At 41.2% G+C, this 26,101-nt stretch carries 25 protein-coding genes; 15 read left to right on the forward strand and 10 right to left on the reverse strand.

Annotation, left to right across the window (positions count from 1 at the left end; all coding sequences use genetic code 11):
• Positions 1-65: 65 nt before the first annotated feature.
• The 7 genes from QXR92_06685 (at position 66) to QXR92_06715 (ending at position 6,574) form a co-directional block, all read left to right on the forward strand.
• Positions 66-656 carry a class I SAM-dependent methyltransferase gene (locus QXR92_06685; GenBank protein MEM0319684.1) on the forward strand — a complete coding sequence of 197 codons (591 nt, stop codon included), beginning with the start codon at positions 66-68 and terminating at the stop codon, positions 654-656.
• Positions 619-2,520 carry a ribosome rescue protein RqcH gene (gene rqcH / locus QXR92_06690; GenBank protein MEM0319685.1) on the forward strand — a complete coding sequence of 634 codons (1,902 nt, stop codon included), beginning with the start codon at positions 619-621 and terminating at the stop codon, positions 2,518-2,520. The genes QXR92_06685 and rqcH overlap by 38 nt, the downstream gene beginning before the upstream one ends.
• A 49-nt stretch (positions 2,521-2,569) precedes the next feature.
• Positions 2,570-3,010 carry a CBS domain-containing protein gene (locus QXR92_06695; GenBank protein ID MEM0319686.1) on the forward strand — a complete coding sequence of 147 codons (441 nt, stop codon included), beginning with the start codon at positions 2,570-2,572 and terminating at the stop codon, positions 3,008-3,010.
• A gap of 127 nt (positions 3,011-3,137) precedes the next feature.
• Complete coding sequence (locus tag QXR92_06700; protein ID MEM0319687.1) at positions 3,138-3,941, forward strand: CBS domain-containing protein; 804 nt, start codon at positions 3,138-3,140, stop codon at positions 3,939-3,941.
• A 10-nt stretch (positions 3,942-3,951) separates the two neighbouring features.
• Positions 3,952-4,872, forward strand: a complete 921-nt coding sequence (locus tag QXR92_06705; GenBank protein MEM0319688.1) for a CBS domain-containing protein — start codon at positions 3,952-3,954, stop codon at positions 4,870-4,872.
• A 29-nt stretch (positions 4,873-4,901) separates the two neighbouring features.
• Positions 4,902-5,744, forward strand: a complete 843-nt coding sequence (locus QXR92_06710) for a CBS domain-containing protein (GenBank protein MEM0319689.1) — start codon at positions 4,902-4,904, stop codon at positions 5,742-5,744.
• Between the two features lie 11 nt (positions 5,745-5,755).
• The gene (locus QXR92_06715) at positions 5,756-6,574 is read left to right on the forward strand and encodes a CBS domain-containing protein (GenBank protein ID MEM0319690.1); all 819 of its coding nucleotides are present in this window, start codon (positions 5,756-5,758) and stop codon (positions 6,572-6,574) included.
• 100 nt (positions 6,575-6,674) lie between these two features.
• On the opposite strand, the gene amrA is transcribed toward QXR92_06715, so the two are convergent.
• Positions 6,675-7,298: an AmmeMemoRadiSam system protein A gene (gene amrA / locus QXR92_06720; GenBank protein MEM0319691.1), complete on the reverse strand. Its 624-nt coding sequence runs from the start codon at positions 7,296-7,298 to the stop codon at positions 6,675-6,677.
• A complete protein-coding gene (locus tag QXR92_06725; protein ID MEM0319692.1) occupies positions 7,285-7,758 on the reverse strand; it encodes a Mut7-C RNAse domain-containing protein in 474 nt (157 codons plus the stop codon). Before QXR92_06725 ends, amrA begins: the two co-directional genes overlap by 14 nt.
• 137 nt (positions 7,759-7,895) lie before the next feature.
• Between QXR92_06725 and QXR92_06730 the strand changes: the two genes are divergently transcribed.
• Positions 7,896-9,710 carry an ATP-dependent DNA ligase gene (locus QXR92_06730; GenBank protein ID MEM0319693.1) on the forward strand — a complete coding sequence of 605 codons (1,815 nt, stop codon included), beginning with the start codon at positions 7,896-7,898 and terminating at the stop codon, positions 9,708-9,710.
• Positions 9,711-9,740: 30 nt separating this feature from the next.
• Here the strand turns inward: QXR92_06730 and QXR92_06735 are convergent, their stop codons facing one another.
• Positions 9,741-10,202 carry a hypothetical protein gene (locus tag QXR92_06735; GenBank protein ID MEM0319694.1) on the reverse strand — a complete coding sequence of 154 codons (462 nt, stop codon included), beginning with the start codon at positions 10,200-10,202 and terminating at the stop codon, positions 9,741-9,743.
• Between the two features lie 162 nt (positions 10,203-10,364).
• On the opposite strand from QXR92_06735, the gene QXR92_06740 reads away from it, so the two are divergent.
• Positions 10,365-12,158, forward strand: a complete 1,794-nt coding sequence (locus tag QXR92_06740) for a S16 family serine protease (GenBank protein ID MEM0319695.1) — start codon at positions 10,365-10,367, stop codon at positions 12,156-12,158.
• On the opposite strand, the gene QXR92_06745 is transcribed toward QXR92_06740, so the two are convergent.
• The 5 genes from QXR92_06745 to QXR92_06765 all read right to left on the reverse strand — a co-directional run bounded on the left by QXR92_06745 (position 12,129) and on the right by QXR92_06765 (position 16,570).
• Positions 12,129-12,731, reverse strand: coding sequence for a uracil-DNA glycosylase (locus tag QXR92_06745; GenBank protein ID MEM0319696.1), 603 nt, complete (start codon positions 12,729-12,731; stop codon positions 12,129-12,131). The genes QXR92_06740 and QXR92_06745 overlap by 30 nt on opposite strands.
• 16 nt (positions 12,732-12,747) lie before the next feature.
• Positions 12,748-13,899, reverse strand: a complete 1,152-nt coding sequence (locus QXR92_06750) for a glycosyltransferase family 2 protein (GenBank protein MEM0319697.1) — start codon at positions 13,897-13,899, stop codon at positions 12,748-12,750.
• Positions 13,886-14,647 (reverse strand): metallophosphoesterase, encoded by a 762-nt coding sequence (locus tag QXR92_06755; GenBank protein ID MEM0319698.1) that lies wholly within the window; start codon positions 14,645-14,647, stop codon positions 13,886-13,888. Before QXR92_06755 ends, QXR92_06750 begins: the two co-directional genes overlap by 14 nt.
• 431 nt (positions 14,648-15,078) lie before the next feature.
• The gene (locus QXR92_06760; GenBank protein ID MEM0319699.1) at positions 15,079-16,119 is read right to left on the reverse strand and encodes a radical SAM protein; all 1,041 of its coding nucleotides are present in this window, start codon (positions 16,117-16,119) and stop codon (positions 15,079-15,081) included.
• Positions 16,100-16,570: a methyltransferase domain-containing protein gene (locus QXR92_06765; GenBank protein MEM0319700.1), complete on the reverse strand. Its 471-nt coding sequence runs from the start codon at positions 16,568-16,570 to the stop codon at positions 16,100-16,102. The genes QXR92_06760 and QXR92_06765 overlap by 20 nt, the downstream gene beginning before the upstream one ends.
• A 179-nt stretch (positions 16,571-16,749) precedes the next feature.
• Between QXR92_06765 and QXR92_06770 the strand changes: the two genes are divergently transcribed.
• From QXR92_06770 to QXR92_06790, 5 genes are all read left to right on the forward strand, one after another.
• Positions 16,750-19,446: an ABC transporter substrate-binding protein gene (locus QXR92_06770; GenBank protein ID MEM0319701.1), complete on the forward strand. Its 2,697-nt coding sequence runs from the start codon at positions 16,750-16,752 to the stop codon at positions 19,444-19,446.
• A gap of 142 nt (positions 19,447-19,588) precedes the next feature.
• Positions 19,589-20,698 (forward strand): ABC transporter permease, encoded by a 1,110-nt coding sequence (locus QXR92_06775; GenBank protein ID MEM0319702.1) that lies wholly within the window; start codon positions 19,589-19,591, stop codon positions 20,696-20,698.
• Between the two features lie 19 nt (positions 20,699-20,717).
• A complete protein-coding gene (locus tag QXR92_06780; protein MEM0319703.1) occupies positions 20,718-22,190 on the forward strand; it encodes an ABC transporter permease in 1,473 nt (490 codons plus the stop codon).
• A gap of 5 nt (positions 22,191-22,195) precedes the next feature.
• Positions 22,196-23,179 (forward strand): ABC transporter ATP-binding protein, encoded by a 984-nt coding sequence (locus QXR92_06785; GenBank protein ID MEM0319704.1) that lies wholly within the window; start codon positions 22,196-22,198, stop codon positions 23,177-23,179.
• 2 nt (positions 23,180-23,181) lie between these two features.
• A complete protein-coding gene (locus QXR92_06790; GenBank protein MEM0319705.1) occupies positions 23,182-24,333 on the forward strand; it encodes an ABC transporter ATP-binding protein in 1,152 nt (383 codons plus the stop codon).
• On the opposite strand, the gene QXR92_06795 is transcribed toward QXR92_06790, so the two are convergent.
• Positions 24,330-24,902 (reverse strand): hypothetical protein, encoded by a 573-nt coding sequence (locus QXR92_06795; protein MEM0319706.1) that lies wholly within the window; start codon positions 24,900-24,902, stop codon positions 24,330-24,332. The genes QXR92_06790 and QXR92_06795 overlap by 4 nt on opposite strands.
• Positions 24,903-25,031: 129 nt before the next feature.
• Between QXR92_06795 and QXR92_06800 the strand changes: the two genes are divergently transcribed.
• Positions 25,032-25,754: a VTT domain-containing protein gene (locus tag QXR92_06800; GenBank protein MEM0319707.1), complete on the forward strand. Its 723-nt coding sequence runs from the start codon at positions 25,032-25,034 to the stop codon at positions 25,752-25,754.
• A gap of 19 nt (positions 25,755-25,773) precedes the next feature.
• On the opposite strand, the gene QXR92_06805 is transcribed toward QXR92_06800, so the two are convergent.
• Positions 25,774-26,091: a hypothetical protein gene (locus QXR92_06805; protein ID MEM0319708.1), complete on the reverse strand. Its 318-nt coding sequence runs from the start codon at positions 26,089-26,091 to the stop codon at positions 25,774-25,776.
• Between the last annotated feature and the right edge of the window lie 10 nt (positions 26,092-26,101).

Consider the following 26,101-nt stretch of genomic DNA (forward strand, 5'->3'; position numbering starts at 1 on the left):
ATTTTTGCCACAAGCTTATCATATTAAAATGTATGAACAAGAAGGAAAAATGAAAGGATGGAAGCTTGAATCCCCGGGAAATAATGAAAAAATATGATTCAACAGCTATTGGATACGATGATCTCTACCAAGAGGAACAGAGCTTGAAGTATTTGGCTTCATGGAAGTTTCTCCAAAATTTCGAGGGCAACTTCATAGATATCGGTTGTGGTACTCTCCTCCTAGAAAGATTTCTCCACGCATATGGTATTGTTAGGAGACTCAATTATATTGTTGGTTTAGACATCAGTGAAAAAATGCTTATGGTAGGTTTATCGAAGATCTCCTCGTTTTTGGAGCTACTAAACAAAACGGATCTAGTCAGAGGAGATGCCTCCAGACTTCCCTTTAGAGATGAATCATTCGACTACGGTACCTCCTTCACTGTTTTTACACTTTTACCATCGGAGAATATTGGGATATTGGAAATGGAAAGAATCCTGAGAAAAGGCGGAATATACTCTTTATTGAAGAAGAGACAGCAGTGGAAATGGAAAAGAGAACATGAAGTTATTGCAGAAACCGATAAGGACATTATATACAAAATTGAAAAGTCATACTTAAATGAGGACTTGAAGCATGTCAACTCAAATGAAAAAATCAATGACAGCAGTTGATTTGAAAGCCTTGGTCGAGGAAATAAAAAATATAGTAGTAGGAGAAAGAGTTCAAAACATATATTATCTTTCCACAGAGGGCATTCTCCTTTTTAAAATGAAGATCGGAGATTACAGGTATCTCGTAATGGAGCCTGGCAAAAGAGTTCATCTCACAAAATTTTCAATTGATGTTCCAGAATCTCCCGGTTTACTGGCTATGTCTTTCAGGAAGCATCTGAGGGATCAGCAAGTAGATGATATAGCTCAGATCGGCTTCGACAGAATCCTTAAGGTAACTTTTAGGAACGGAGCCTCAATTTATATTGAAATACTTCCCAGAGGAGAGATAGTCCTAACAGATGAGCACAATAACATATTACATTCAACAGGATTCAAGAAGATGAAAGATAGGGAAATAAGAAGAGGTATACAGTACGTTCTTCCCCCACATGTTGAAAGACTCCCCTCAATTGAGGAATGCATTTCCCTTTTGGAAAAAAAGGAAATTCAGGGAATCTCCAGGGTGCTTGGAATACCTCCAGAGGTCCTAAATGAAGCATTGAAGAGAGGAAGCGGCGTTCCGCAGATTGTGTGCCAGGAAATTGAAAAAATCTTGGAGGATTCTGGAAAGCTTGGAGGATTCATTGTTTTTAGAAATGAACTTCCTATCAGCTTTCATCCATATAATCCAACTGCTATTGAGAAAGAGGATAAAGTGAAATTCTTCGATAAATTCAACGATGCAGTGGATGAATTTTTCTATAAAATATTGTCGCTTTCATCTCTGAAGACGATCAGCGATGAGGAGAGAAGGCTGTCCCTGAAAGTTCAAGAAATAGCTTCCGAAATTGAAAAATATGAAAAGGAAGCCTCTGAGCTTTACCTATCTGCTCAAAAAATTCTGGAAAATTTACAAAAGCTTAGGGAGCTTCAGAAATGTGTTATGGATGCGAGAGAGGAGTTCGGCTGGGAAAAAGTGAAGGAGAGATGCTTTGGGATAGAAGAGATCCATCCGAAGGAGGGGACATTTACAGCTAATCTAGGTGAAATGAAAGTTGACCTTCCTGTTAACCTAGATCCATATTCCTTTATTCAAAGAATGTTTGAAGAGGCAAGAAAGCTGAAGAGAAAGGCAGAGAGCGGCAAACAGCATCTCGAGGAGCTCAAGAGAAAGCTTGAAGAGCAGAGAGAGATGAGGGTAGAAAGAACTGAAGAATTTGCTTTCGCATCGAGAAAGAAAAGCTGGTACGAAAAGTTCAGATGGAGCATCACGCGCAACGGCTTTCTTGTTATAGCAGGGAGAGACATGCAGCAGAATACAACAATTGTGAGAAAATATCTGAAGGAAGCGGATATTTATCTTCATGCCGATATTCAAGGAGCTCCTTCAACAGTTCTCATTACAGATGGAAAAAGTGTTGCTGAGGAAGATATATTCGACGCAGCGGTAATAGCAGCAGCATATTCAAAGGCATGGAAGGAGAATTTGACTTCGATAGACGTCTTTTGGGTGAAGGGAAATCAAGTCTCTCTATCACCACCATCTGGAGAGTATCTTAGAAAGGGAAGCTTCATGATCTACGGGCAGAAAAATTACATAAAAAATGTTTATCTCATGTTGTACATTGGTGTACAAAGAACAGAAGATGGGTACATGAGGCCAATTGTAGGGTCCGAAAGCTCAGTTAAGATAAACGGAATACCAATAGCGGCTCTAGTTCCAGGGGATCTCTCCCCAGATACTGTTCTGGAGAAGCTGATATCAATAGGCAAAAGGCTGAATCTCAATTTGCTGCCTCTTAGAGAGGATCTTCGCCTCCTAATCCCAGGAAAAGCGAAAATTAGAGCTTCGTTCGGAAATCAGGATTTGACAATTAAATAACTCTTATAAATAGCTATAATTCAAGTAATGAGTGAAGGTGATAACAGCTTTGACGTCAAGAAAAGGAATAAGCGTGGACGAATTAATGAGCTCCAACGTGATAACAGCTCTTCCAGACGATCCTCTGGAGAAAGTAGTTAGCTTAATGCTTGAAAACGAGGTCGGAAGCGTAGTTATTGTCAACGAAAAAGGGATCCTTTTGGGAATAATTACTGAAAGGGATCTTATAACAAAGGTAATAGCAAAGAAGCTCAATCCAACGACGCTGAAGGCGAAAGATATAATGTCATCACCAGTTATATTTGTTGAACCTGGAATTACAATAGAGAAGGCAGTCGAAATAATGCAATCAAAGAGAATCGGTCATCTTCCTGTCGTTAAAGGAGGCAGAGTAGTTGGCATAATAGCTGAGGGAGACATAATTTACCTTGCTCCAGAGTTTCTGCAGCTCCTTCAAATAAAGAAGAGAAGAAAGCGCTATCCACTTTAACTGCTTTGAAAAACAGTCAGAGACAAAAGAAGATTAATCTTCAAAATAATATAAGTAAACAATTTATACGTCAGCATCCTAATATTTATTAGGATAGGTGATTCTCATAGGGGAATTTTCAAATGGAATGTCTTCCTCAACCACTCAATTATCGATCTACTGTAGGAAAAACATCCCCTTTCTTACGAAAGAGGATAAGGCACTAAGAGCTAGAGAAATCATCAGAGAAACCGGTCTAAGGGTTATTCCAATTTTTGATGACGTCTCCAGGAAAAAGACCATAGGCATAGTTCGGAGAATCGATCTTCTGAATATATCCTCAACTAAGTCGAATTTGAGAGTTCTCGATATAATGAGCACTGATTACTTGTCCTTCAGAGATAGCGATGATATTATAGAAGCACTGAAAACTATGCTGAAGCGGGGAGAGTGGTACTCAATAGTAGAGGAAAAAACTGGAGAGTTCAAGGGAGTTTTTGGTCTGGAGAATGGTTTAAAATTTTTCATGGACCAAGGAAGTAGATCTCTTTCAGCTCCTTTGAGAGAATTTTACACTCCAAATCCTATCTATGTTCAAGAGGACGAGTTAATATCGAGAGTCTGGTATTTGATGCTCAAGCATCAGTATGCTGGTTTTCCAGTATTAAACAGGAAAGGAGAGCTGGTAGGGGCGATCACACAGCATGATCTATTGAGGAAGGGATACACCCGCCCCGTGCTCGAGTCTCCATCACCTCCAAAGAAAGTACTCGTTCGAGAGGCCATGACCACACCTCCTATAGCATTACCACCAGATTCTCCGCTATCAGAGGCTGTTTCCCTAATGCTGAAAAAGGATATTGGAAGAGTATATGTATCGGAAGGCAAGAAACTAGTAGGAGTAATTGATAGAGAAGATGCCGTGAAGGCAATTTTGAGTTTCCAGCTCTAGGTGAGCTCCAATGTCCTACTCACGCAAATATGATTGGCACAGATGGCTGAGAAGCGATGGCCAGCCTGGGTTTTCCAGCAGAATATACAGAGTAGAGGGGGATATGGAAAGGCTGGCAAAAAGGCCAGTAATAACAATATCACAGTCCTCTCCTGTTAAAGAGGCCCTTGAGAGAATGCATCTCAACAGAGTTAGAAGCCTCATAGTAAGCAAGGGTGAAGCATATGAGGGTATTTTGCTCGCTGAAAACTTAATTGACTATTTAGGGGGTGGCGATCTCTACAATCTTGCCATAAACAGATATGAAGGGATATTCTACAGAGCAATTGATGAGCCAGTAAAAAGCATAATGAGCAAGCAGGCTGTATTCGCTTATACTACTTCAAGGCTAAGCGATGTTGTGACAAAAATGATGGAGAACAACATATCAATAATTCCTATTTTAAATAGAGATGGAAAAATCTATGGCATCATTTCAGAGCACGATGTTGTGAAGCTGCTCGTTGAGAAGAGAACTGGAGTCACTGCCGAAGAAATCTCATCACAAATAATATCGGTTGGAACCTATGAACCAATACTGGAAGCAATGAAAAAAATGGTCTCTCTGGGTCTCAGGCAAATATTCGTGAGGAATGAAGCAGATCAGATTGTTGGAAGCATAAGCATAAAAAGACTCATAGACTTTTTTGCCACCAGCGAAGTCTACAATTGGGTCAAGAAGGGCTATCTCACTGAAGCAAACTCGGCTCAAGTGAAGGATCTTGCCTCCTACTCTATAACACGCATCCCACATTCTCTCGATGTTGGCGAGGCTGCTAGAGAAATGCTGAATTATCAGGTGAGCTCGGCAGTAGTGGTAAAAGATTCAGAGGATTTTGGAATGATAACAGAACATGATGTTTTTTACGCATTGGCTTTACCCCTCAAATAGAATAACTAATTCAATCTGGGTGATATAAGGTGCCTCCAAAAATAATGGACTACATGTCCTCACCAGTCATAGTTATCTCTCCCTCAGACACCCTCTCATATGCAAGAAACCTCATGCTAAAAAGGGGAATCAGCAGCTTGATTGTAGTGGAAGGTGAAGTTCCTGTTGGAGTTATCACAACAACTGACTTCTTGAGAACAATGGGTAAACCGGAGCTAGCAAGAAGACCCTGGAACGAAATTATTGTGAGGGAAATAATGACTGAGAATCCCATTACTGTAAAAATGACATATTCAATTATAGATGCAGCAAGAATAATGGTGAAAAATCAGATCAGCACGCTACCTGTTCTAGATAATAACGGCAAGCTTGCAGGAATAATTAAGAGAACCGACTTGGTAAGGGCATATGCTGAAAACTACTCTTCCAGAATGAAGGTTTCTGATCTAATGGACCCCTCTCCCCCCACAGTATCTCCATTCTCCCCCATTACGACAGTGATGGAGAAAATTGAGGAGAAGCCATATTTCAAAGTCCTCGTTATGGATGGCGATAAGCTTGCTGGTGTCATAGCAAAGAGGGACCTAATATTCATTGATGCTTCCTTTTTACTATCAACAGAGAAGTACATAAAGAGAGATAAATTTCTGGAGAAAGGTAGAACAGGTGGGGTAAGATACTACTTGATTCCGCTTGCCTCAGACATAATGGAAACTAATGTAATAACAGCATCACCAGAAGAAGATTCAGCTGAGGCTGCTTCTGTTATGATAAGAAAAGGGATAGGTTGCCTGCCAGTGCTTTCTGGAGAGGGAAAGGTCTTGGGAATACTTACTAAACATGAAATTACAACAGCTCTTTCCAAGATGTAGAGGTGCTCATCGTGATTAGGGAAATGCTATCTAAATCGGTTATAGAGTTCGCGCAGAAGGACTTCCCTCTTATAGATAAAGACGGAACACTCTCTCATGCTTTTAAGCTAATGGAGAAATATAGAACAGACAGGGTACTAGTTACGGATGAAAAGACTCTCGTAGGGATAATGACAAAGAGAGATGTGCTTGGAAAGCTCATGGTAGAAAGGACAAGACTGTCAACAGCTTCAAAGCTCCACGTTTCCAGCTTTATGGCGCATCCAGTTTTCTCCATTCAAATAAATGCAAGCATGATCGAAGCAGTAGAATCGATGTCTGAAAGAGGAATTGGCTCTCTTCCAGTAGTGGCAGGAGAAGAAGTCAAAGCCCTCCTTCACAAGATTGATGTGGCGAGAATATTTCTATCACTGCCAAGCATTTCATCAAGAGAAGTTCTTGAGCCAGCTCAAAAGATTTCACGATCTGGAGATAGGCTGGTGAAGCTCAGAGAGGAGTTTCTGAATAACAAGATTGTTATAGCGCCAGTTCTTGATTCTAACAACAGACTGATTGGAATGGTTACAGTGAGCGAAATAGCTGATGCTCTCTTCCTCTATCACGAGAAAATTAGCGAATCCAGTAGAAAGAAAGCAAGAAGAGAGATATTCGTTGAAGACGTGATGTACAGACAGCCATTAGTTGTTTCCCCAGAAGAGCCAGTCAGCGTAGCAGCTAAGCTCATGCTTGAGAACAGAAAGCCTGGAGTGATAGTAGCTAAAAAGGATTCGATTCTGGGAATCATAACAGCAGATTCTCTGATATCCTACATTCATGCTAGAGCTAGGTAGTTGAAGGTCTCAGAAGTAGCGTGCTTTTCAAAAATATTTTTCACCAACCCCAAATCTGTCTCACTAGATGCATCAGCTCAAGCATTCAGAAAATATCTTTTCAAGTGAGCTCCTTCTCTACAATTTTGCCAAAGCTCTCCTCTTCCTCGAATATCCTCGACGTGAAATAGTAAAAATCAGTCTCCTCATCTTTCCAACAGTCTTCACTCAGTCCTGCCTTTAAGCAAGTTCCCTCGAGAAATGTCCTCTCATCCCATCCTTCCTCAACAGCCACCTGAGGGAGCAGGAGTCCTGAGAGATAGCCTTTCTTTGCCATCAATCCCATCTTTCCGATCTTTATCCACCTTAATCTTTCATCAGCTTTTTTAGGCATTGGTTTTAATTCCGAGAGAACAGAAACTTCGAATATAGTAATTGGATATTCTCTTAGGGAAAGAGGAGGAAATCTTGGATCATTGAAAGCTGCCTCTCTGGCTACCTCAACTGTTGCTTCTATGAGGGGCATTATAGGAGATACGTAGCCTATGCATCCCCTGAGCTCCTTCCTCCCTCTCTTCATTAAGTAAATTGTAACGAATGGAATCCCGGGCCTTTTGAGCTTTTCTGGGCTGTCTGAAATATCTGCCTTCTCCCCTCTAAAGCTCTTCTCCACGCTTTCTCTAGCCTTTTTCACAAGATATATTCCATCTTCAAGAGTTAGCTCTTCAGGCTCAACAGGTTTCATTTTTCGCATCACCCAACGTTTTCATTATTGAATGGAAGTGCCTTCCTACCCAATAAATCATTCCGCATTCCTTGCATACATAATATGTTTTTCTCCTTCCCTTATATGACAAAAAAGGTTGAGCAGTAGGATAGAGCTCTCCATTACAGAGAGGACACCTCGATTTTTCTGGAGTGAACTCCAAGTCTATTAGGCCCGCTTCCTTTAGGCAGGACAGATACTTCTCTAATGATAGAGAAGAGGAAAAGCAAACAACTGAGATCCCCAAATCAATTGCTTTCTTGCAAAGATTTTTATCCCTTGATATGATAATTCTTCTCTCCTTCAATGAAGATTCTAATATTTTCTCATCGTCGGAATCTCTCCAGTAGAGAGTATCATAGCCAAGAAGCCTGAGAAATCTCGCCAGCTTTCCTAGCATCGCATCTACTCCAAACTTCACGCCTTTGCTTTCTTGCATTGATCTCAAACCATTCTGAAAGTTAGTTCAGCTTAACTCTGATATATCATCAACCAGAGGTCTCAAGCTTGCCGGTTATCATCATCAGTATTGAATAAATAGGTGAAGGAAATAATAAATTTCATTGGGGAAACTTCATGGAATTTGAAATTCTAGCAAGAACTTTTGATGAGCTGGAGAGAATATCTTCGAGAATAGCGCTAACCAATGCTCTTGTGGATTTATTCAAGCAAACTCCGAAGGAGGAAATAAGAAAAGTTGTATACTTGATCCAAGGAAGACTCTGGCCAGATTGGAAGGGACTTCCTGAGCTGGGAGTTGCCGAAAAGCTTCTGATAAAAGCTCTCAGCATGGCCACCAACACGAGAGAGGAAGAGGTGGAGAAGCTCTTCAAAGAAGCAGGAGATCTTGGAAAAGTAGCAGAGCAGCTGAAGAAAACTAAGGCTCAGCAGCCAAGGGGGCTCATTCAGTTCATTGGAGGATCCGAGAAAAGTAAGCTGAGCGTAAGCAGGGTTTATGAATCACTCTCGAAAATTGCTACTGCTGAAGGGGAAGGAAGCAGGGATCTCAAGCTAAGAATACTTTCGGCTCTCATAAAAGAGGCAGAGCCCATTGAAGCGAAATTCATAGTCAGATTTGTTGAAGGAAGATTGAGAATAAACATAGGAGATGCTACAATAATGGATGCCCTCGCTATTGCTTATGGGGGCACTAAAGCTTCGAGGCAGCTCATAGAGAGGGCCTACAACCTGAGAGCTGATCTAGGGGATATAGCAGAGCAGCTAGCTATGAAAGGACTCGACTTTCTCACAAAAATTACACCTACATTTGGAATACCAATAAGACCAATGCTTGCTGAGCGTCACAGAGATCCGAAAGAAATGATTGAAAAAGTAGGTGGAAAAGCCTATGTGGAATATAAATATGATGGTGAGAGAGCTCAAATACATTACAGCAGGAGCAACGTTCTGATATTTTCTAGAAGGCTGGAAAATATTACCCATCAGTATCCCGATGTAATAGATTCTATTCGCGATGCTATCAGTGCTGAAGAAGCTATAGTCGAGGGAGAAATTGTACCATTTGATCCAGAGACTGGAGAAATGAGACCCTTTCAGATATTGATGACAAGAAAGAGAAAGCACGACATACATAGGGCAATGAAGGAGGTCCCAGTGAAGGTATTTCTCTTCGATGTCCTCTACCTGGATGGAAGGGATCTCACCAATGAGATACTTCCAAAACGGAGAGAGGCACTGGAGAAAATCATCAAGCCGAATGAGGGGGTAGAGATAGCCAAGTACATCGTCGCGAGCAATTCCGATGAACTCGAGAGATTCTTCCTCGAAGCTATAAGCAATGGGGCTGAAGGTGTAATGGTGAAATCAATAAGCGAGAAAAGCATCTATCAAGCAGGAAACAGAGGATGGCTTTGGATAAAATACAAGAGAGACTATAAAAGTGAAATGACTGATTCCGTTGATCTTGTAGTTGTAGGAGCATTTTATGGGAAAGGTAAGAGGGCCGGAAAGCTGAGCACTCTCCTTCTGGCAGGGTACGATGAAGAGGAGGACGTATTCAGAACTGTATGCAAGGTTGGCACAGGCTTCACAGATGAAGAGCTAGACAGGATGACTTCTGAGCTGAAGAGCCTTCAGATAGATCACAGGGATCCAAGAGTAATAAGCGATATTGAACCTGATGTCTGGGTTAAGCCTGTGAAGGTAGTTGAAGTTATTGGAGCAGAGCTGACCCTTAGCCCTCTCCATTCATGCGCAAGAGATATTCTCTCTCCAGGGACTGGTATCAGCATAAGGTTTCCCCGATTCATCTCATGGCGCACAGATAAGGGTCCTGAAGATGCTACAACATGCAAGGAGCTCATTGAAATGTACAACATGCAGCTTAAGAAAATCGAAGAACCAGCTGAAGTGCAAGAAACTCAACAATGACTTGAAAATGAATATTGCGTACTGCTCAATTTATTGCTCTCCTCTTTTCTTCATATTTTCTCTATATATATCTGTTATTAGCAGCCTAAGTGCCTCAGTTATGCCGCTCATCACAACTGAGGACATGGACTTTGACTCCACTGATATCTCTTTAACATAATCTTTGTCCTCCATTATTGAAACCTTTGCCCCCTCATCTATAATTCCTATTTCTCTCCTTATGCTGCTTAGAAGCTCAGGATCCCTCCTCACTTCAAAGAGAAGCTTGGCTCTTATATTAGTTGGTGCTCTAACTATGAGAGCAATTGTCTCCTTTCCTGATTTAACCTCTAACACATTTTCATCCTTTCCTCCTTTCTCCTCGTTTTTCAGATTTCCGAGGCTCCCCTCAACAAATGCCAATAGAAGCTCCAGGTGCTCAATCTCACTCTTCCTTTTCTTTATTTCTTCCTCGAGGAACTTCTTCAGCTCAATCAATTTTTCTCTGTTCAATTCCTCATAACCTCCACATTTTTCTTGAAGAGTGCATGTAAAAATAGCAATTGTTATATCATGAATTCAAGAAAGACTATAAACCTTCGTTCCTGTTAAATTTGAATGACATTCGATGCATGAATGATTTAGATTAAAGTAAATGGAGGGGAAGATTAGGTATTGCTTAGAACTTCGCTGAAAGGATATACTAAGGCTATATCTATAATCATATTGCTTGTGCTCTCTCTATCACCTGCTCTGAATGCTGCTGGAGAAAAAGAGAGCATAAATGTTTATGTTCCTGCTGTTACAAATTCAGGAGGAGCTATAATAAAAATTGGCATTTCCATGAACTCTAATGGAAGCGGGAGCTTATTTTTAAGAGGAGTTCCAAGTGTTGGTAACGACACGCTGTATTCCTCAATAGTAGCTTTTTACTCCGCCCTTCTACTTTCCAACAGGGATCCCCTGAGCTATGATGGCGAATTGGTTTTTGAATCGGATCTCTCTGGCATAGAAGGACCCAGTGCCAGCCTAGCTATAGCTGAGGCATTCTATGTTCTCTCGAGCGGGAGGCCATCCCCCCCGATGCTGGGATCAGCCGTCGTTACAGGAGCAGTCAGTCTCGATGGGATGTCAATAATTATTGGGGGTGTTGCCGAGAAGCTCGCTGCTGCCTGCTCATCAGGTGCCAGGGAATTCATCCTCCCAACGTCAAACTATCTCAGCTCTATTGATCAAATAAATAGCAATTGCAGTAACATAAAGATTCTTCCAGCTTCAGGAATAATCTCACTCTATTCCCAGCTCATGGGATATGGCATAATCAATACAACATCCTTTCAGGGAATTTTTACCTATCCCCCCCAAATCTCGGATGTCATGGGAGAGGTTGCTATGAAATATTTAGAGAAATCAGAGCTTTTAAACCCCCTTGTTAGGAATTCAAGCGATGCCAATAGCATTATTGCCTCAATATCCACTGGGAAAAACTATACAGCTGCTAGTCTCGCTGTTTCTCTTTACGTCTCTTCTCTGCGGGCTGCTCTTCAATCCAATACAACCTCGCTTGAGTCTGCCAGGCAGTATTTGAGTAATTTGAATACAACTATACAAGCTCTGAAAGCTGAGCTCGGAAGCATAGAGCAAACGGCTATTGAGAAGGGCAGCATACCTATTCCTCTGCTTGAAACGCTGGCCACAGCAGAATCCAGACTCTGGCTCGCAGAATCATATGTTTCCCAAGGATTAGCGGCTTCAAATCTTTCAGATGCTATAGATGCAGCAGCAAATTCAAACGGGAGGATTGAAGCAGCAAGAACTTGGATAGAGCTTTCAAAGATCGATTGGAGCAACTATCCAAGCCTAAGTCCTGCTCAGCTTATTGGTGGTCTCAATGACTATGAAAAGATAGCAAAGGCAGCACTCTCATATGCCAGCTCTCTAGCAAGCGATATGGGATTTCAATACTATGCATCATACTTTCAAGATCTGAACTCAATGTTTGCCCAGGCTTCTTCAATAAATCAACCATCAAAGTTATTTTTAAAATATGCTCTCTATTCGGAACTCACAGCCGAAATATCGTCCTTTATATTATCAACAAATATTCAAAGCGAGAAATCCCTCCAATACTATATCAATGAAGCTAACCTAGTTTATAGCATTCTTTTTTCAAATATCTTGAGAAATGGATTGATAACAGCAGTAACACCCGCTTATATGGAATACTCAGCCTATGGCAATTTGAATGATGATAGCAGGCTAATGTTAATTGATTCGGCGATCTCGTGGACTATACCTCTCCTCTTTATCTCGCTGCATGAACATGTACCTGCATCCCAACCAATCATAAGAACTGTTTTTCCCCTCGAGGGAACAATCGCCTCAGTATTAATAGCATGGGCTCTTGCTGGAATACTTTCTTCGCTACTAGCAATAGTTTCATACAGAGCCATCAGGAGAAGCCCATAGCTCTGTAGCCTTCCTGAGATCCTCCTCCAGTTTCTCCCTCAGCTTAGGATTTCTCAGAACGGAAGCCGGGTGAAAGGTTGCTAATACCTTGAAGCTCTTTCCCCCAATATTGAGGCTTCCTATATTTCCTCTTATACTGGAAACCTTCTTGCTCTTTCCTTTCCAAGAGCTTGGGAAAGACTCATTGAACAAGTAGTTAGATGATGTGGCTCCTAGTGCTACAATGACTTTCGGGTTTATGAGCTGGATCTCTCTCACTAGATAGTTCACACATGCCAGCACCTCCTCCCTCTTAGGTCTCCTGTTATTAGGAGGTCTGCATTTAACAACATTTGTTATATAGACCATGTTTCTATCAATTCCAAAATTTCCTAGAATTTCGTCCAGAAGCTTTCCTGCCCTCCCAACAAAGGGCAGACCTCTTTCATCCTCCTCTCTTCCAGGAGCTTCACCTACAAGCATTATTCTGCTCTTCTCGTTTCCAAATCCAGGAACCGCCCTCTTTCTGTATTGACTGAGAGGACACTTTTTACATTCAATAACCTCTCTTCTGATTGACTCTAGACTATCCACAACATTTCATCCCCTTCTAGTTTTCCTTTGAATTGATAGCTCTATCAGGAGAGAATGTCTCCTTCCATACAAAGTGCTCACTTAGCGCATAGTTTGCTAGAAATCCAAATATTATTCCAATTAGATTCGATAGCAGCGGCTCTATTCCAAACAGCCTCGTCAGGAGAAGAAGGGTGAAGTAATTTATGGAAACTCCTAAAGCAGTGGAAATATGATACTTTGCTAGCTTTTCAGCAATAGACCCCCCCTTTCTCTTGCCGAAAGTAAGTAAGGAGTTCAAAATGAAGTTGCTTATTATGCTGCTTTCAATTCCAAGTGCCGCCGAAATCTCCAGAAGGATCTTCTCCCTGTAGTAAGCGAGCCATAGAACCCCCTCATTTACAAAGATCCCTGAGACTCCAACTAGCATGAATTTCAAAATTCTGAACTCATTCAGCACTAGAAGATGCCAGACAAAATTCAGCATCTCTCTGCTGTTTAGCTTGCTTTTCCCCCATTGTCTTTTTTCAAAAGTATATTCAACCTCAGCAATTTTGTTGGCTGGCACCTTTCCTTTCACTATGAGCTCAAGCATAATCTTGAATCCCCTAGGATTGAGAGATCCTTTTGTTCTCAGAAACACATCTCTTCTAAAAGCAAAAAAACCAGACATGGGGTCGGTTATATTCCTAGTTTGAGGGAGTAGCAGCTTTGAAACTAGGGAAGCTCCTCTAGAAATAATTTTTCTGAAAAACGATAGTCCTCTATAGCCTTTCCCCTTCCTTACTCCAATAGAAACCTCGGCTTTCCCGCTCACTATTGGATGTATTATTCTCTTAATATCCTCCGGGGGATGCTGGAGATCTGCATCCATCACCACTACAATGTCACCAGAAGAGCTCTCAATCCCCCTTATCACAGCAGTCGATAGCCCCCTTTCCTTTTCTCTAACAATTACTTTTACTCTGTCACTCATATTGAGCTCACTGCTAGCCTCAATGGCTCTATTTGCGGTTCCATCTGGGCTGTTGTCATCAACAATTATGACCTCATAGTTTTCTTCTCCTAGAGCCTGCTTTATTCGGGAAAGAAGGGGCAACATGTTTCCCGCTTCATTGTAGGTTGGAATAACAATGCTGATTTTTGCTGAACTCCCATTCATTTCAATCACGCCTTCATCCTTCTCCAATCAGCTTTTCCATAGCCCCGAGAGGAGGAAATTCTAGAAGCCCATTCCCCTCAATATCCAGCACTACTGGAATTGCTCTTTTTATGTCACCATATTTTCTAATCAATGGAGAAAGGTAAGAATTTTGATCCAGGGTAACAGGATTTCCTGCCTGATAGTATCCCGAAGCAGGCAGAACCAGTATTTCTTTCCCCCTCCTTCTCTTTAGAGGGATCCTCAGAAAACAAGGTAGCTTGATAACAGAGCCTATCTCATCTTTTATGCTGAGAGAAGGATGCTCATGTCCTATGACTATTTGTCGAAACTTTAAAGCTTCAAGGGATTCTCTGTGACCATGAACAACAAAAACACCATCCGAAATTTTCATATGCGGTACTAGCATCACATCCATCTTCTCAGTTATTATTGAGAGGTAGTTGTCATGATTTCCTCTCACTAGAACTACATCTTCAAACAGCTCCCTTGCTCTCCCGAGGAACTTAATGATTTCTTCTCTTTCCTGTATAGTTAGCTTACTGAAGCTATTTTTTATATCCCCATCAATTACGAGCCTACTCACTTTCCTCTCTTTTAGCTCTTCAATCAGAGCTATGCTTTTTTTCAATTGTAGCCTAGGGAGAAAGACTCCCGATTGAGCTACTTCACCTTCAAATCCTAGATGGAGATCAGCAATGATAGCCGTCCTGCTCTCCCTATGAATTGCTGCTGGCAACCCTGGGATCAATATCAACTCTCCGATCTCAATCATCAATCATCTATCTCCCAATCGCTTACTCTCCTTTATGGAGTAGATCAACTTTTCCACTAAATACTATATGAAAATTAAGATAATTATCTTGATTCTGAATAAATTAATCGAAAGGAGTCTTTTCTTCTTTGCTAGAAATGCTATCCTTTAACTTCCTGGAGATCTACGCTCCTTTCTTCATTCTGGTAATTAAAATCTCTGCTTCACGTTAAAAGCAAGAAAGCTTTATTTTTTCTAAAACAATAGAAAAATTAGAAATATCCTTTTCTTCTTTGGAATGATATAAAAGACTCATTAGAATATAAAAGAATTGACGATGATGAGGTGGGCAGCCCTTGACCATCTGGGATGATGCCCCTAGTCTCACTCTGAGTTGATTAGAACTTTCAAGTAACCATGAATGCTACAAGCTGAGGAATTTCTTGTGAAAGCTAGACAGGCACAGCAATCAATATGCCATCTTTATCATGTATTATTCTTGAAACTACCACATCTCCAACAGAGAGAGAAGCTCTCCTGCTGATCAAGGTGAAGGCTCTATCTCTATTCTGAGATACCGCCAGAAACTCATTGCTGAGCAATCCCTCGGCAACAACTGAGAGCTTCAATATATCTCCTTTTTTATATACAGGTGGGATTCTCTGAGATACTTTTAGACCGTAATCGTCCGGAGAAAGAAGAAGCTTTATTTTATATTTTTCTTCCAGTAATTTCAGCTTTTCCTCGAACTCATCCCATCCCATCTCCATCACTCCAAAGGGCTTTCTCCCATGCTTATGTGCTACATATTTTTGTATTCCCAATGGAGGTACCTTACTGCTTAGATCGTTTTTAATAGCAAATTCTACTATCTCCTCAATATCTCTATCATTTAGCCCGGGGATCCAAACAGGAGCAATGTGGACATCCATTCCAAGATTCTTCCTTGCATATAATATCAACTCAACAACTTTGTTAACAGAATAGCCTGTATTTCCTGCCAGAAACTTCCCCCTTTCTTCATTCAGCGTATCTAGGCTAACATTCAATCTTCTTGCGCCAGAGCTCCAGAGCTCTTCCACTAGCTTCTTGCTAGCAGGAAAAAGCCTAGTCTCAACTGCTATGTCTATGACTCCCCTTACTAAACTAACTTCTTGAACGAATTTAGGGAGATCTTTATGTACAATGGGATCCCCTATTCCGTCAAACAAAACATGAACATTTCCCTTGAAAGAAATAGCATATTTGACCCACTCTGAAAGCCACTCGGGATCAGTGAGCATGTACTCAGCTCTTCTCTGAGAATATGGACCTGATCCAACGCTGCAGAAGATACATGAAAGGGAACAAAGCGATGTAACTCTTATCTGTAAGTTATTATATCCTCTGTCAATGAGGCCAAACGCAATAGTGCCAATCAATGGAAAAGGCCTATTTATCTTAATAACTTTTCCAACTTTTTCAATTCCAAAACTAGATTTCTGGATAACCATTGAAAGCTCTCATCCTCCATGAAGCTGGATTAGAAATTCCTACTACATATAGAAATATCGATCTCTCGATTCCACTGTCATCAACAACTCTTCTCATTAGGATGGGATGCCATCCCTTTATGGGAAAGTCCAGCGTGAGAACTCTTGCCCCTTCTCTTAGCTCCTCATCTAGCTTCTTTGAGATCTCTTCGAGAAAAGAAGGAAACATATATATGTACAAAATATCATAATCATTATACTCAATTTCTCGCGCATCTTGACAAGCAATCGTTAGCTTGTCTGCCACACCGTTATAAACAGCATTGGCATATGAGAGCATACATAGCTCCTCCCGAACCTCTATGCAAGCAGACTTGCTTCCAAAGTGCTTTGATGCTATTATGGATGCTCTTCCATCCCCACATCCTATATCTGCGAATTTGCTCCCCTCACTCGCTCTAGCTAAAAGCAAAGCATTATATATAATTTTTACAGGAGAAGGTATCCACGGTGCATCTACTTTTCTCTGTGTTGGCCAAATTGTTATTGGCTTATCAATACTTCCCTCACCCCTAAGTTAAATTTATATATATATGCGAGGGGTAATATAAAACGAAATAAATAAATTCGAACAGTAATAGGGTGTGATGAATGAAAAAATTGAAAATTTTACCTATGGTCACTGTAATACTTCTACTGGCTGGAATAATTGCTCCAGTGATAACATCTAATGCACAGACACAGAATTCAATAACACTAGTTGAGTTCAGCTCCACCGGAGGACTCTTTATGAGTCCATGGAACCCTGTTCTGGGATTCACGGATATCTACAGCTATCAGCTATGGATACATGTGAGAGAGTGGGGCCTCTATCCAGCACCTGACACTGGGATGCCTGTGGAAACAACTGCTACATATCAGTACATTGGTAACTACACAGTAAATCCGCAAACAGGCGCCGTAGTTCCATACTTGCCTGTTCCAAGCACAGCACTTGTCTTCGATCCATTTACACTCCAGTGGGTTCCAATAAGCCAGGCTGCTGCAAACCAAACATATGTGTCTCTCATCAAATCTAGCGGTGGAGCTCCTCCAGGATTCCTCCAAACAGTATCCAACTACATCGACAACAATGGCAAAGCACCTGTAGAAATTATCTTCAACTTCGATCAGGTTCCATGGCATGATGGTATAAACTTCAGCGTCGCTGACGTGCTAGCATGGTTGGCTTTCATGTGGAGATGGTCCACTGATACAAGTATCTTGACAAACCAAACAGATCAATATTACGATGAGACATTCTCATCTCAGTATGGTCCCGTAATAGGAATGTATGAAGGAGTTCAAATTATTAATGATACTGCTATAGCGGTGTACACAAACTATGTTGATGTTGATCCATCTCTAATAGCTTACAGCGTAATTCCATATCCAGGAGTTCCCTACGATTTGCTTGCAGCAATGGAGTATGCTGTTATGAACAGCACAAACCTATGGTGGCAGAGCACTACAACCTCCAGAGGAACAATGACTGGAATCGATATGTTGGTTAATGCTCCAGAGATAAAGGCTGCTGCCCAGGCACTAACTCCATCTCTCGTTTACTACTTCAATGGCCTCTCAAAATATGGTTACAACTATGGAAATGATCTGCAAAAGAGAACAAGTGCTCTTGTTGCTTGGATAAACGCTCATGGAAATGCAGTGGTTAGCAATGGTCCGTTCTATGTTGATCAGTACAATGCTCAATCAAATACAATGGTTCTTAAGAGCAGAACATTCCTTGGACTCTCTAAAATAAAGTACCATTACAAGAATTTAGTTGTTCCCCAGTTAGACCAAATATTTGTAGAATCAATGACAACTGAGGATGCTGCAATTCAGGCAGTGAAGAGTGGAACGGCTGATATATTCTTCTATAGCGAGCCTATCAATAAGATAGGTACAGTTCCTCCCACAGTAACATTAATACCAACAACAACAACATACAACGATTTGGGAATTAATCCAGTTAGCAACGTATATGATCCAACAGCTCCTGGTACAATTCCATTGAAGGGCTTCTCCCTAAACGGCACAGTGCTTCCTGGACTTGTGCTATATGATCCTAGCACTGTCCTGGGAATTGACCTCTCCAAGTACGGACATCCTGATTGGGTTCCATTCAATCTGCTCAACCTCACAGTAATGAAAGATCCGCACTTCCAGTTCAATCCAATGGGAATAGAAGGAGTTAGATTTGCATTGAACCTGCTAATTAACAGGAACTCCCTAGTACAGAACATCTACCAGGGAAGCGCTGTTCCAATGCTCAGTGCCATTGTTCCAGGCTCCCCTGCTTACAAGGCTTTCAACATAAGTAAATATGAGCAAATGGTAGGCCTATATCCAAGTGGAGACATAAATGCAGCTGTTGCGCTATATAATCAATCAATAGCTTCAGCAAACCAAACACTGAATAAATATGGCTTCTCTCTGAAATACATACCTGACTCCACTAATACACCTTGGCTAACTTTGATTCTTCCTGATGGAACACAGAAAACTGTAACGATATACTTTGAAGTGAGAGGAGACGATCCATTCAGAAAAGCCATTGGTGACCAGGTCACTACATGGATACAGCAATACTTCCACATAAAAGTGAACGAAGAATACATACAGAGAAAGACCGCCAATACAAATGTCTATGGTACCGACTTGGCATCATTCAGCTTTGGATCTCATCCGTGGACAATCTACACGGAAGGATGGGTAGCTAACTATGATGAGCCAATATACTTTTCAAGATATGATGTCGCCCAGATGTATGCGCCATTCACATACGGCTTCCAGCCAACTCCAGCAAATCCAAAACAGTGGTATCTTTGGAATCAGACAATATATGGGCTTGGGCAGAGCCTAGCTTTCGGCATATATCCGCCGCAGCAAGTTGACAAGCTGATCAATGATATTATAACATTGGACATGATGGGGATGCAGCAGTCCCTAAGAGTATTCTTGACTCAGGGTCTACAGTACTACATGGTAAACGGTGCTAAAGTAGCTATTCCCATGTATGGTGTGCAGACAGGACTTGGAAGCATATGGGCTCTCAATACCGCCTATGTAATAGGTGCTACTACAACTACTACAACACCACCACCTCCAACAACAACGACTACCACACCGATACCAACCACAACAACTCCAACAACAACACCACCAACAACAACCCCAACTACTACAACAACTACTACAACAACTGCCGCACCTAGTGGAATGTCAACAGCTGAATTGGCAGGTCTGGTCATAGTCATCATAATAATAATAGCTGCTTTAGCGTATTCATTCATGAGAAAGAAATAACTTAATGTTTAACAAAACATAAAAATATCTTTTTTTAATCAAATTTTTCTTAAAGTTAATATGTAAATTAGATTTTAGAAAAAAGCTTTATATATAACTAGTATGATTTTCTCTTAAGAAAAAATAAAGGCGGTTGAAGGAAATGCCTGGCCTCGGAAGAACAATTGCTGTCCAAATTGCAAGCAATGTAGCAGCTCTAATTATAATAGTTGCCATAATTTCAGCACTACTTGTCTTCTATAGCCAAACTGTGCTTCAGGGAGTTGTAATAGAGATGGTTCAAGACTATGCTCGGCAGCTTGCAAGGAATCCAACAATTTCTCCGGAGCAGAGACAGCAACTGCTTGACATGTACCAAGAATCTTTGATGGTTCGCTTTGGATTGGTTGGTAATCCAGTATCCAGAGTATACCACATGATGCTGAATGTGCTAACACTCAATCTGGGGAATTCAAGGCAAATCTACATGGGGGGATCCTTTTCAATACAGTCCCAGGTTCTATTTGCCCTCAAAAACACTATCATTTTGTTCCTAACTGCTACATTAATATCAACATTAATAGGGCTGGCGCTTGGTCTCTATGCTGCTCAAAGGCCCCATGGGATAGTTGACAGCCTCGTTTCATTCTTCGCAATCCTCTCATCGAGCCTTCCCATGTGGTGGGTAGGAATGATGTTGCTTCTTATTTTCGCTTTCTGGCATCACTGGTTCCCAACTCAGAGCCTTCCAGTCTACTTTGCTATACAGCAGTTATCTAATGCTTATAAAGCGGGTTCAATAACAACGATTACTTATGTACTCGAATATCTGAAGACCTGGCTCTACTATATGGCTCTTCCTCTCATAACGGTAGTATTGGTCAGCATCGGAGGATGGGCCTATATAGTGAGAAACGTTGTCATAGGAAAAATGGCAGAAGACTTCGTGATGACTGCAAGAGCAAAGGGACTCTCAGAGAGAAAAGTGCTATTTGGGCATGTCTTGAGAGCAGCGAGTCCTCCAATAGTAACAACAGCAGTGCTCAACATAATAGTGAGCTTAGGAGGAGCAATAATTACCGAAACAGTATTCGGTTGGCCTGGCATGGGAATGTTATTTTGGATAGCTATTTCCAACAGCGAGCCCATGCTAATAGCAGGAAACGTTTACATAACAGTTCTCCTGTTCATTATAGCAGTCATCATTCTCAATATCCTATACGTGTTCCTTGATCCAAGAATAAAGACGTCTGGTGGACAACAGATATTCTGATTGGTGGGGGAAGAAGGGCATGAGTAGAAGAACAACAGCTTCTGGTTTCAGAAGATTTCTCAATGATATGAAAAGGTCAAGAGTAGGTATTGTGGGACTTTCTCTCATGACATTGTTCATTTTGCTTGCTGTTTTCTTCCCTTATATAGGAAACATGGAGGATATCAAAAATTGGAACAACCTGCAGTACTGGCAGGACAATCCCAAAGCAGTTCCTCCCTGCTGGGCAGTGAGCAACGTCTTTAAAACTGTATCTATACATGGCAACGAGCCTTCCAGCGATTTGGGAATAGAGAGAGGAGAGTTCGACAATTTCACGTTCATTTCATACTCTTTTCTATACACATTGGAAAATGTTCCTCCAAAGGAGATAATACTGAATTTTAATGCCTCGTATTCGAAGCCAACTTACATTTTAATAGAGTTGCATAGACCCGATAACACAACCCTCTTTCTCACAGGAAACCCTGCTGAAGGAGAATATACTTCAGTCATGAACATTTTCGGGGTTGATCCTAACAAGTACACAGGAACATTGAGGATTCCTCTATCGACATATACTAACAATATGCTTACAGTAAATCAATATATAGGTCCATGGCTGCAGGCTAACAATATAACTGTTCAGCCTCAAGACCTCTTTAGGCTACCCAGTGTGGCTTTTAATGTAATACATGCTGTTCTCTCTCCAAATTTGCTGAAAAGCACAAACTTCACTTATCTCAGCGGTACCTATAACTTAACAGTAATGTTATACAGCAAGGATCCAAACATGACTGCAAGTCTAAAGTCCTTTACTGCCCTAGGTGGTTGCTACGGAATTTTTGGCACTGACAATGCTGGCAGAGACCTATGGATGGGTCTCCTCTATGGAATTAGATGGGCATTAATAATAGGATTCAGTGTGAGCGTTGTATCAGTTCTTTTAGGAGGAATCTATGGCGTAATAGGAGGATATTTCGGAGGAAAAACCGATGAAGTAATGCTCAGAACTGCTCAGATATTTTACTCTATACCTATACTTCCAATCCTAATTTTATTAGCGATAATATTTAGGCCATCTATATGGAATGTGATAAGCATGCTGATTATCTTTGGATGGCCTTCTACAGCTATAGTAACAAGAAGCATGGCCCTCCAGATTAAGGAGGAGACCTATGTAGAGGCCGCAAAGGCTCTTGGTGCTACATCTTCCAGAATTCTGCTCAGATACATATTTCCCCAGGTTCTACCATATTTATTTGCCAGCATTGCTCTAAGCGTGCCAGGAGCTATACTAACTGAAGCAAGCCTCAGCTTTCTCGGCCTAGGTGACCCAAGCATTGTTACTTGGGGGAGGATTTTGAATGAAGCTGAAATTGCTGGAGCTACTATAAATGGATATTGGTGGTGGGTTCTGCCGCCTGGTCTCATGATAACAGTTGTGGGCATGACATTCATATTCATTGGGCAGGCACTGGATCTAATACTTAATCCAAAGTTGAGGAGGTGAAGAATGTGCCGACTGTTCTAGAAGTCAATAATCTCAGCACGAGCTATTTAACCTTCAGAGGGACTGTGAAAGCTGTTGAAAAGGCAAACTTGAAATTGGAGAAGGAGGAGATTTTGGGCATAGCTGGGGAAAGCGGTTGCGGAAAATCCACTCTCGCATGGAGCATCATGGGTCTCGTTCCCCCTCCTGGAAAAGTAGTTGAGGGATCTGTCAAAATCGAGGGAATCGATGTTCTCAGCCTTTCAGAAGCAGAGAGAAGAAGGAAAATTCTTTGGGAAAAAATCAGCATGGTATTCCAGGGGGCAATAAACTCTCTCAATCCAGTCTACACAGTTGGCTATCAATTGGCTGAGCCCTTCATTTATCATAGAAACTACAGTAAGAAAGAGGCAATGGAAAAGGTCACAGATCTTCTGAAAATGGTTGGCCTCAATCCGGAAATTGCAAAGCGCTACCCGCATGAGCTAAGTGGTGGGATGAAGCAAAGAGCAGTGATTGCTATGGCCTTAGCACTTGAGCCTACTGTAGTTATAGCTGATGAGCCAACAACAGCTCTGGACGTTGTAATTCAATCTCAGATTCTGAATTTGATGAAAAAACTTAAGCAGGAGAAAAAGTTGAGCTTTATATTAATAACTCATGATATGAGTGTAATTGCTGAAATGGCGGACAAAGTAGCCATAATGTATGCTGGAAGAATTGTTGAGTATGGGCCATCAGATATAGTCTTCAATAGACCCTATCACCCGTACACGATGGCTCTCATAAGGAGTATTCCAAGACTTAGAGGACCCATCGAAAAACTTCAATATATTCCAGGAGAGCCTCCCAATCTGATAAATGTTCCCCCTGGATGCAAGTTCAATCCAAGATGTCAATATGTAATGGATATATGCAGAAAAGAGGAGCCTGACTATATAGAAGTTGAAAAGAATCACTTCGTTAGATGCTGGTTATATGAGAAAGGAAGAAAGATGGGGGGTAATTAACGATGGCCGAGAGAAAGATGATAGAAGAAGTATTTGAGAACAAGAAGGACTATCTTCTGATGGTTGAAGATCTGAAAGTATGGTTCCCAATAAGAAGAGGAATTACAGACATAATAAGGAGGATGCCTCAAAGATATGTAAGAGCAGTGGATTCTGTTTCTTTCTTCATAAAGGAGAGGGAAACTTTCTGCTTGGCTGGAGAGAGTGGATGCGGGAAAACCACAACTGGGAAGTCACTGCTGCGCCTAGTTCCCATCACTGCAGGGATGGCTCTATTTAGAGCTAGAAGCGAAACAATTGAATCCCTGAGAAAAATGGGAGTAGACGTAGATGGTAAGGATTATGTTGACATATACTCCATACCAGCGAAGAAGATGAAGCCAGTTAGAAAAGATATACAAATTGTATATCAAGATCCGTATGGTAGCCTTAACCCAAGATATAAAATTATTGACATACTCTCTGAGCCTCTTAATATACATGACTTTCAGCTGACCCAAGAGGAGAAAGTAGAGCTTGTACACAAAGTTCTTGAAACAGTAAAGCTCAGACCTCCAGAAGACTTCGTTGAGAGATATCCTCATCAGCTATCAGGAGGACAGAGACAGAGAATTGCAATAGCAAAGGCAATCATAATGAATCCGAAGCTAGTCGTAGCTGATGAGCCAGTTTCTATGCTTGATGCTTCAATAAGAGCGGAAATGCTGGAGCTGCTGCAGACAATCAAACAGGAAAGAAATCTCAGCTACCTCTTCATAACACACGACTTGGCAGTTTCCAGATACATATGTGATAGGATAGCTATAATGTATCTGGGAAGAATTGTGGAGATGGGAGAGACAAGAAGAGTTATAGAGAATCCACTCCACCCATACACTAGAGCGCTAGTAGCGGCAATTCCGGAACCAGACCCTTCGAACAGGCACAAGCTAAGGGATGTCCCAATAAAAGGAGAAATTCCAAGTGCGGCTAGCATCCCTCTTGGATGCAGATTCCATCCCCGATGCATGGCATTTGATGAGAGGTACGAGGCCCTCAAGGACAAATGTCCCGTTCAGGATCCTCCATACTTCATTTCCGATGATGGGAGAATTGTAAATTGTTGGATCTATCAAAATTGGAGGAAAAGAGAAAAAGGGCAAGAATTTCTCTAGAAATCTCTGTTCAACCCCTCAGGAATTTTTATTTCTCCCCTTTTCAGAAGTAGGTTCATCATGTTCTGAAAATGAGAGAGAGATTTGTCCATAAATGCAATTGAATCGTTTTCGAGTTTTACGGGAAGCTTTATGAGTTCTCCAACCTGAATTTTGCTTCCTTCTGGAAGCAGCTCCTCATACAGAGCTTCTAGGAGAAAACCTCTCTTACCAGATACATCATAATTAAACCCATATCCCGCTAATCCTCCAAAAATCAATCTATTCATTTCTGAACGAAGGAATTTCAGAGTAAATCCTCTTTCAATCTCCTTCTCTTTACCCTTTATAGCCAAGTATCCTTCCCTCAAAAAGCTTTCGAGGGAGCTAGCTTCAAAGCAAATACCAGTCAAAGCTTCCCAAGATTCACTCGATGGTTTCCATTGGTCTGAGATCTTTTGAACCAAGAAGATTCTCTTTTCCGGGGGAAGCTGACATATGAGCCCATTCTCTATAATATACCTTCTTCTATTTCCCTTTACATTGACATAAAATGTAATTGCATTTAAGCCTCCAGTCTTACTACTCATGTGCTTCACTACTATTAAACTAATTTAATTGCTGAGTATTTTTTATTTACTATGAATTTCGATGTGAAGCTCCATATAGATTTTCCAAAAATATGCAAATTCTAATAAAGGGAGATTGTAGATCGCTCAATGGAAGAGGATAGGAAGATGCTAGAAAATATAGGAAGCCTAGTGGCGCAGTATGGACTTCTCGGTGTATTCTTGGCTAGCTTTATTGGAAACGCAATTCCCTACTCTGCTGTTCCCTATGTGGCATTCATACTGGCATATGGAGCCATGTACAATGTTACAAACTATCTCCTTCTATCGTTGATAGGTGGTGGGGGAGCTACATTGGGAAAAATTGTAATATTTCTAGCAGCGAGGATCGGAAGAAAAAAGATGTCGAAGGAAAGAAAGGAAAACGTAGATTACTTTCTATCCTTAATGAAAAAGAAGTATTTTGGCTTTTTACTGATAATTCTATTCGCACTCACTCCGCTTCCCGATGATGTTATATATGTTCCGCTCGGCATAGCTGGATACACATTTCTGAACTTTCTAGTTGGAGTCTTCATAGGCAAATTCTTTCTAGTTTTTCTAATTCTTCTGCTCGGGAAAAGTGCATATTCAATTCTAGAATTATCGCTGAATTCTCACTATGTTTGGATAGGAATTGTTTTCCTGCTATTGGCAACTTTTTATCTTATTCTCATAGTCTTTTATCTTGATTGGAAGGGCGTGATAACTACCCTCTCTGAAAAAGGGACGATTCAAGCTATAAAACAATTCATCGAGGAAGCCGTTCAGATCATAACATTCAGACACAGAAACATTAGGAAAAAGTTCCTCAAAAATCGTGTAAAGAATTGATGAGCGTTTATGATTTTTGCTAGAACTCTCCTTTCTCTATCTTTTCAAGAGCGAGCTTCTTTGCTGCTTGAAAGTCCAGCTGAAAGCTTGAATCGAGGGGGATTTCATGTAGCAATGGTCTTATGCTACCATCAATCAGCTCCACCAAAAGTTGCGGAAGTCCTGCCATTCCGAATTCATCGGTTACGCCATGCTCTATTGCAAAAACATAGTCCTCAATCTTTATTTCAAGCTCAACCCCAAGCAGCGAAGAAAGCTCCTTTGACATTTCCACCCATTGCTTATGATATGGGTGATGCTCAGCAGTGACTAATATGAGCTTTTTTACCTGCACCATTTTCTTCCAC

This window comes from Fervidicoccaceae archaeon, from assembly GCA_038734945.1.
Taxonomy (GTDB): Archaea; Thermoproteota; Thermoprotei_A; order Sulfolobales; family Fervidicoccaceae; genus ARK-14.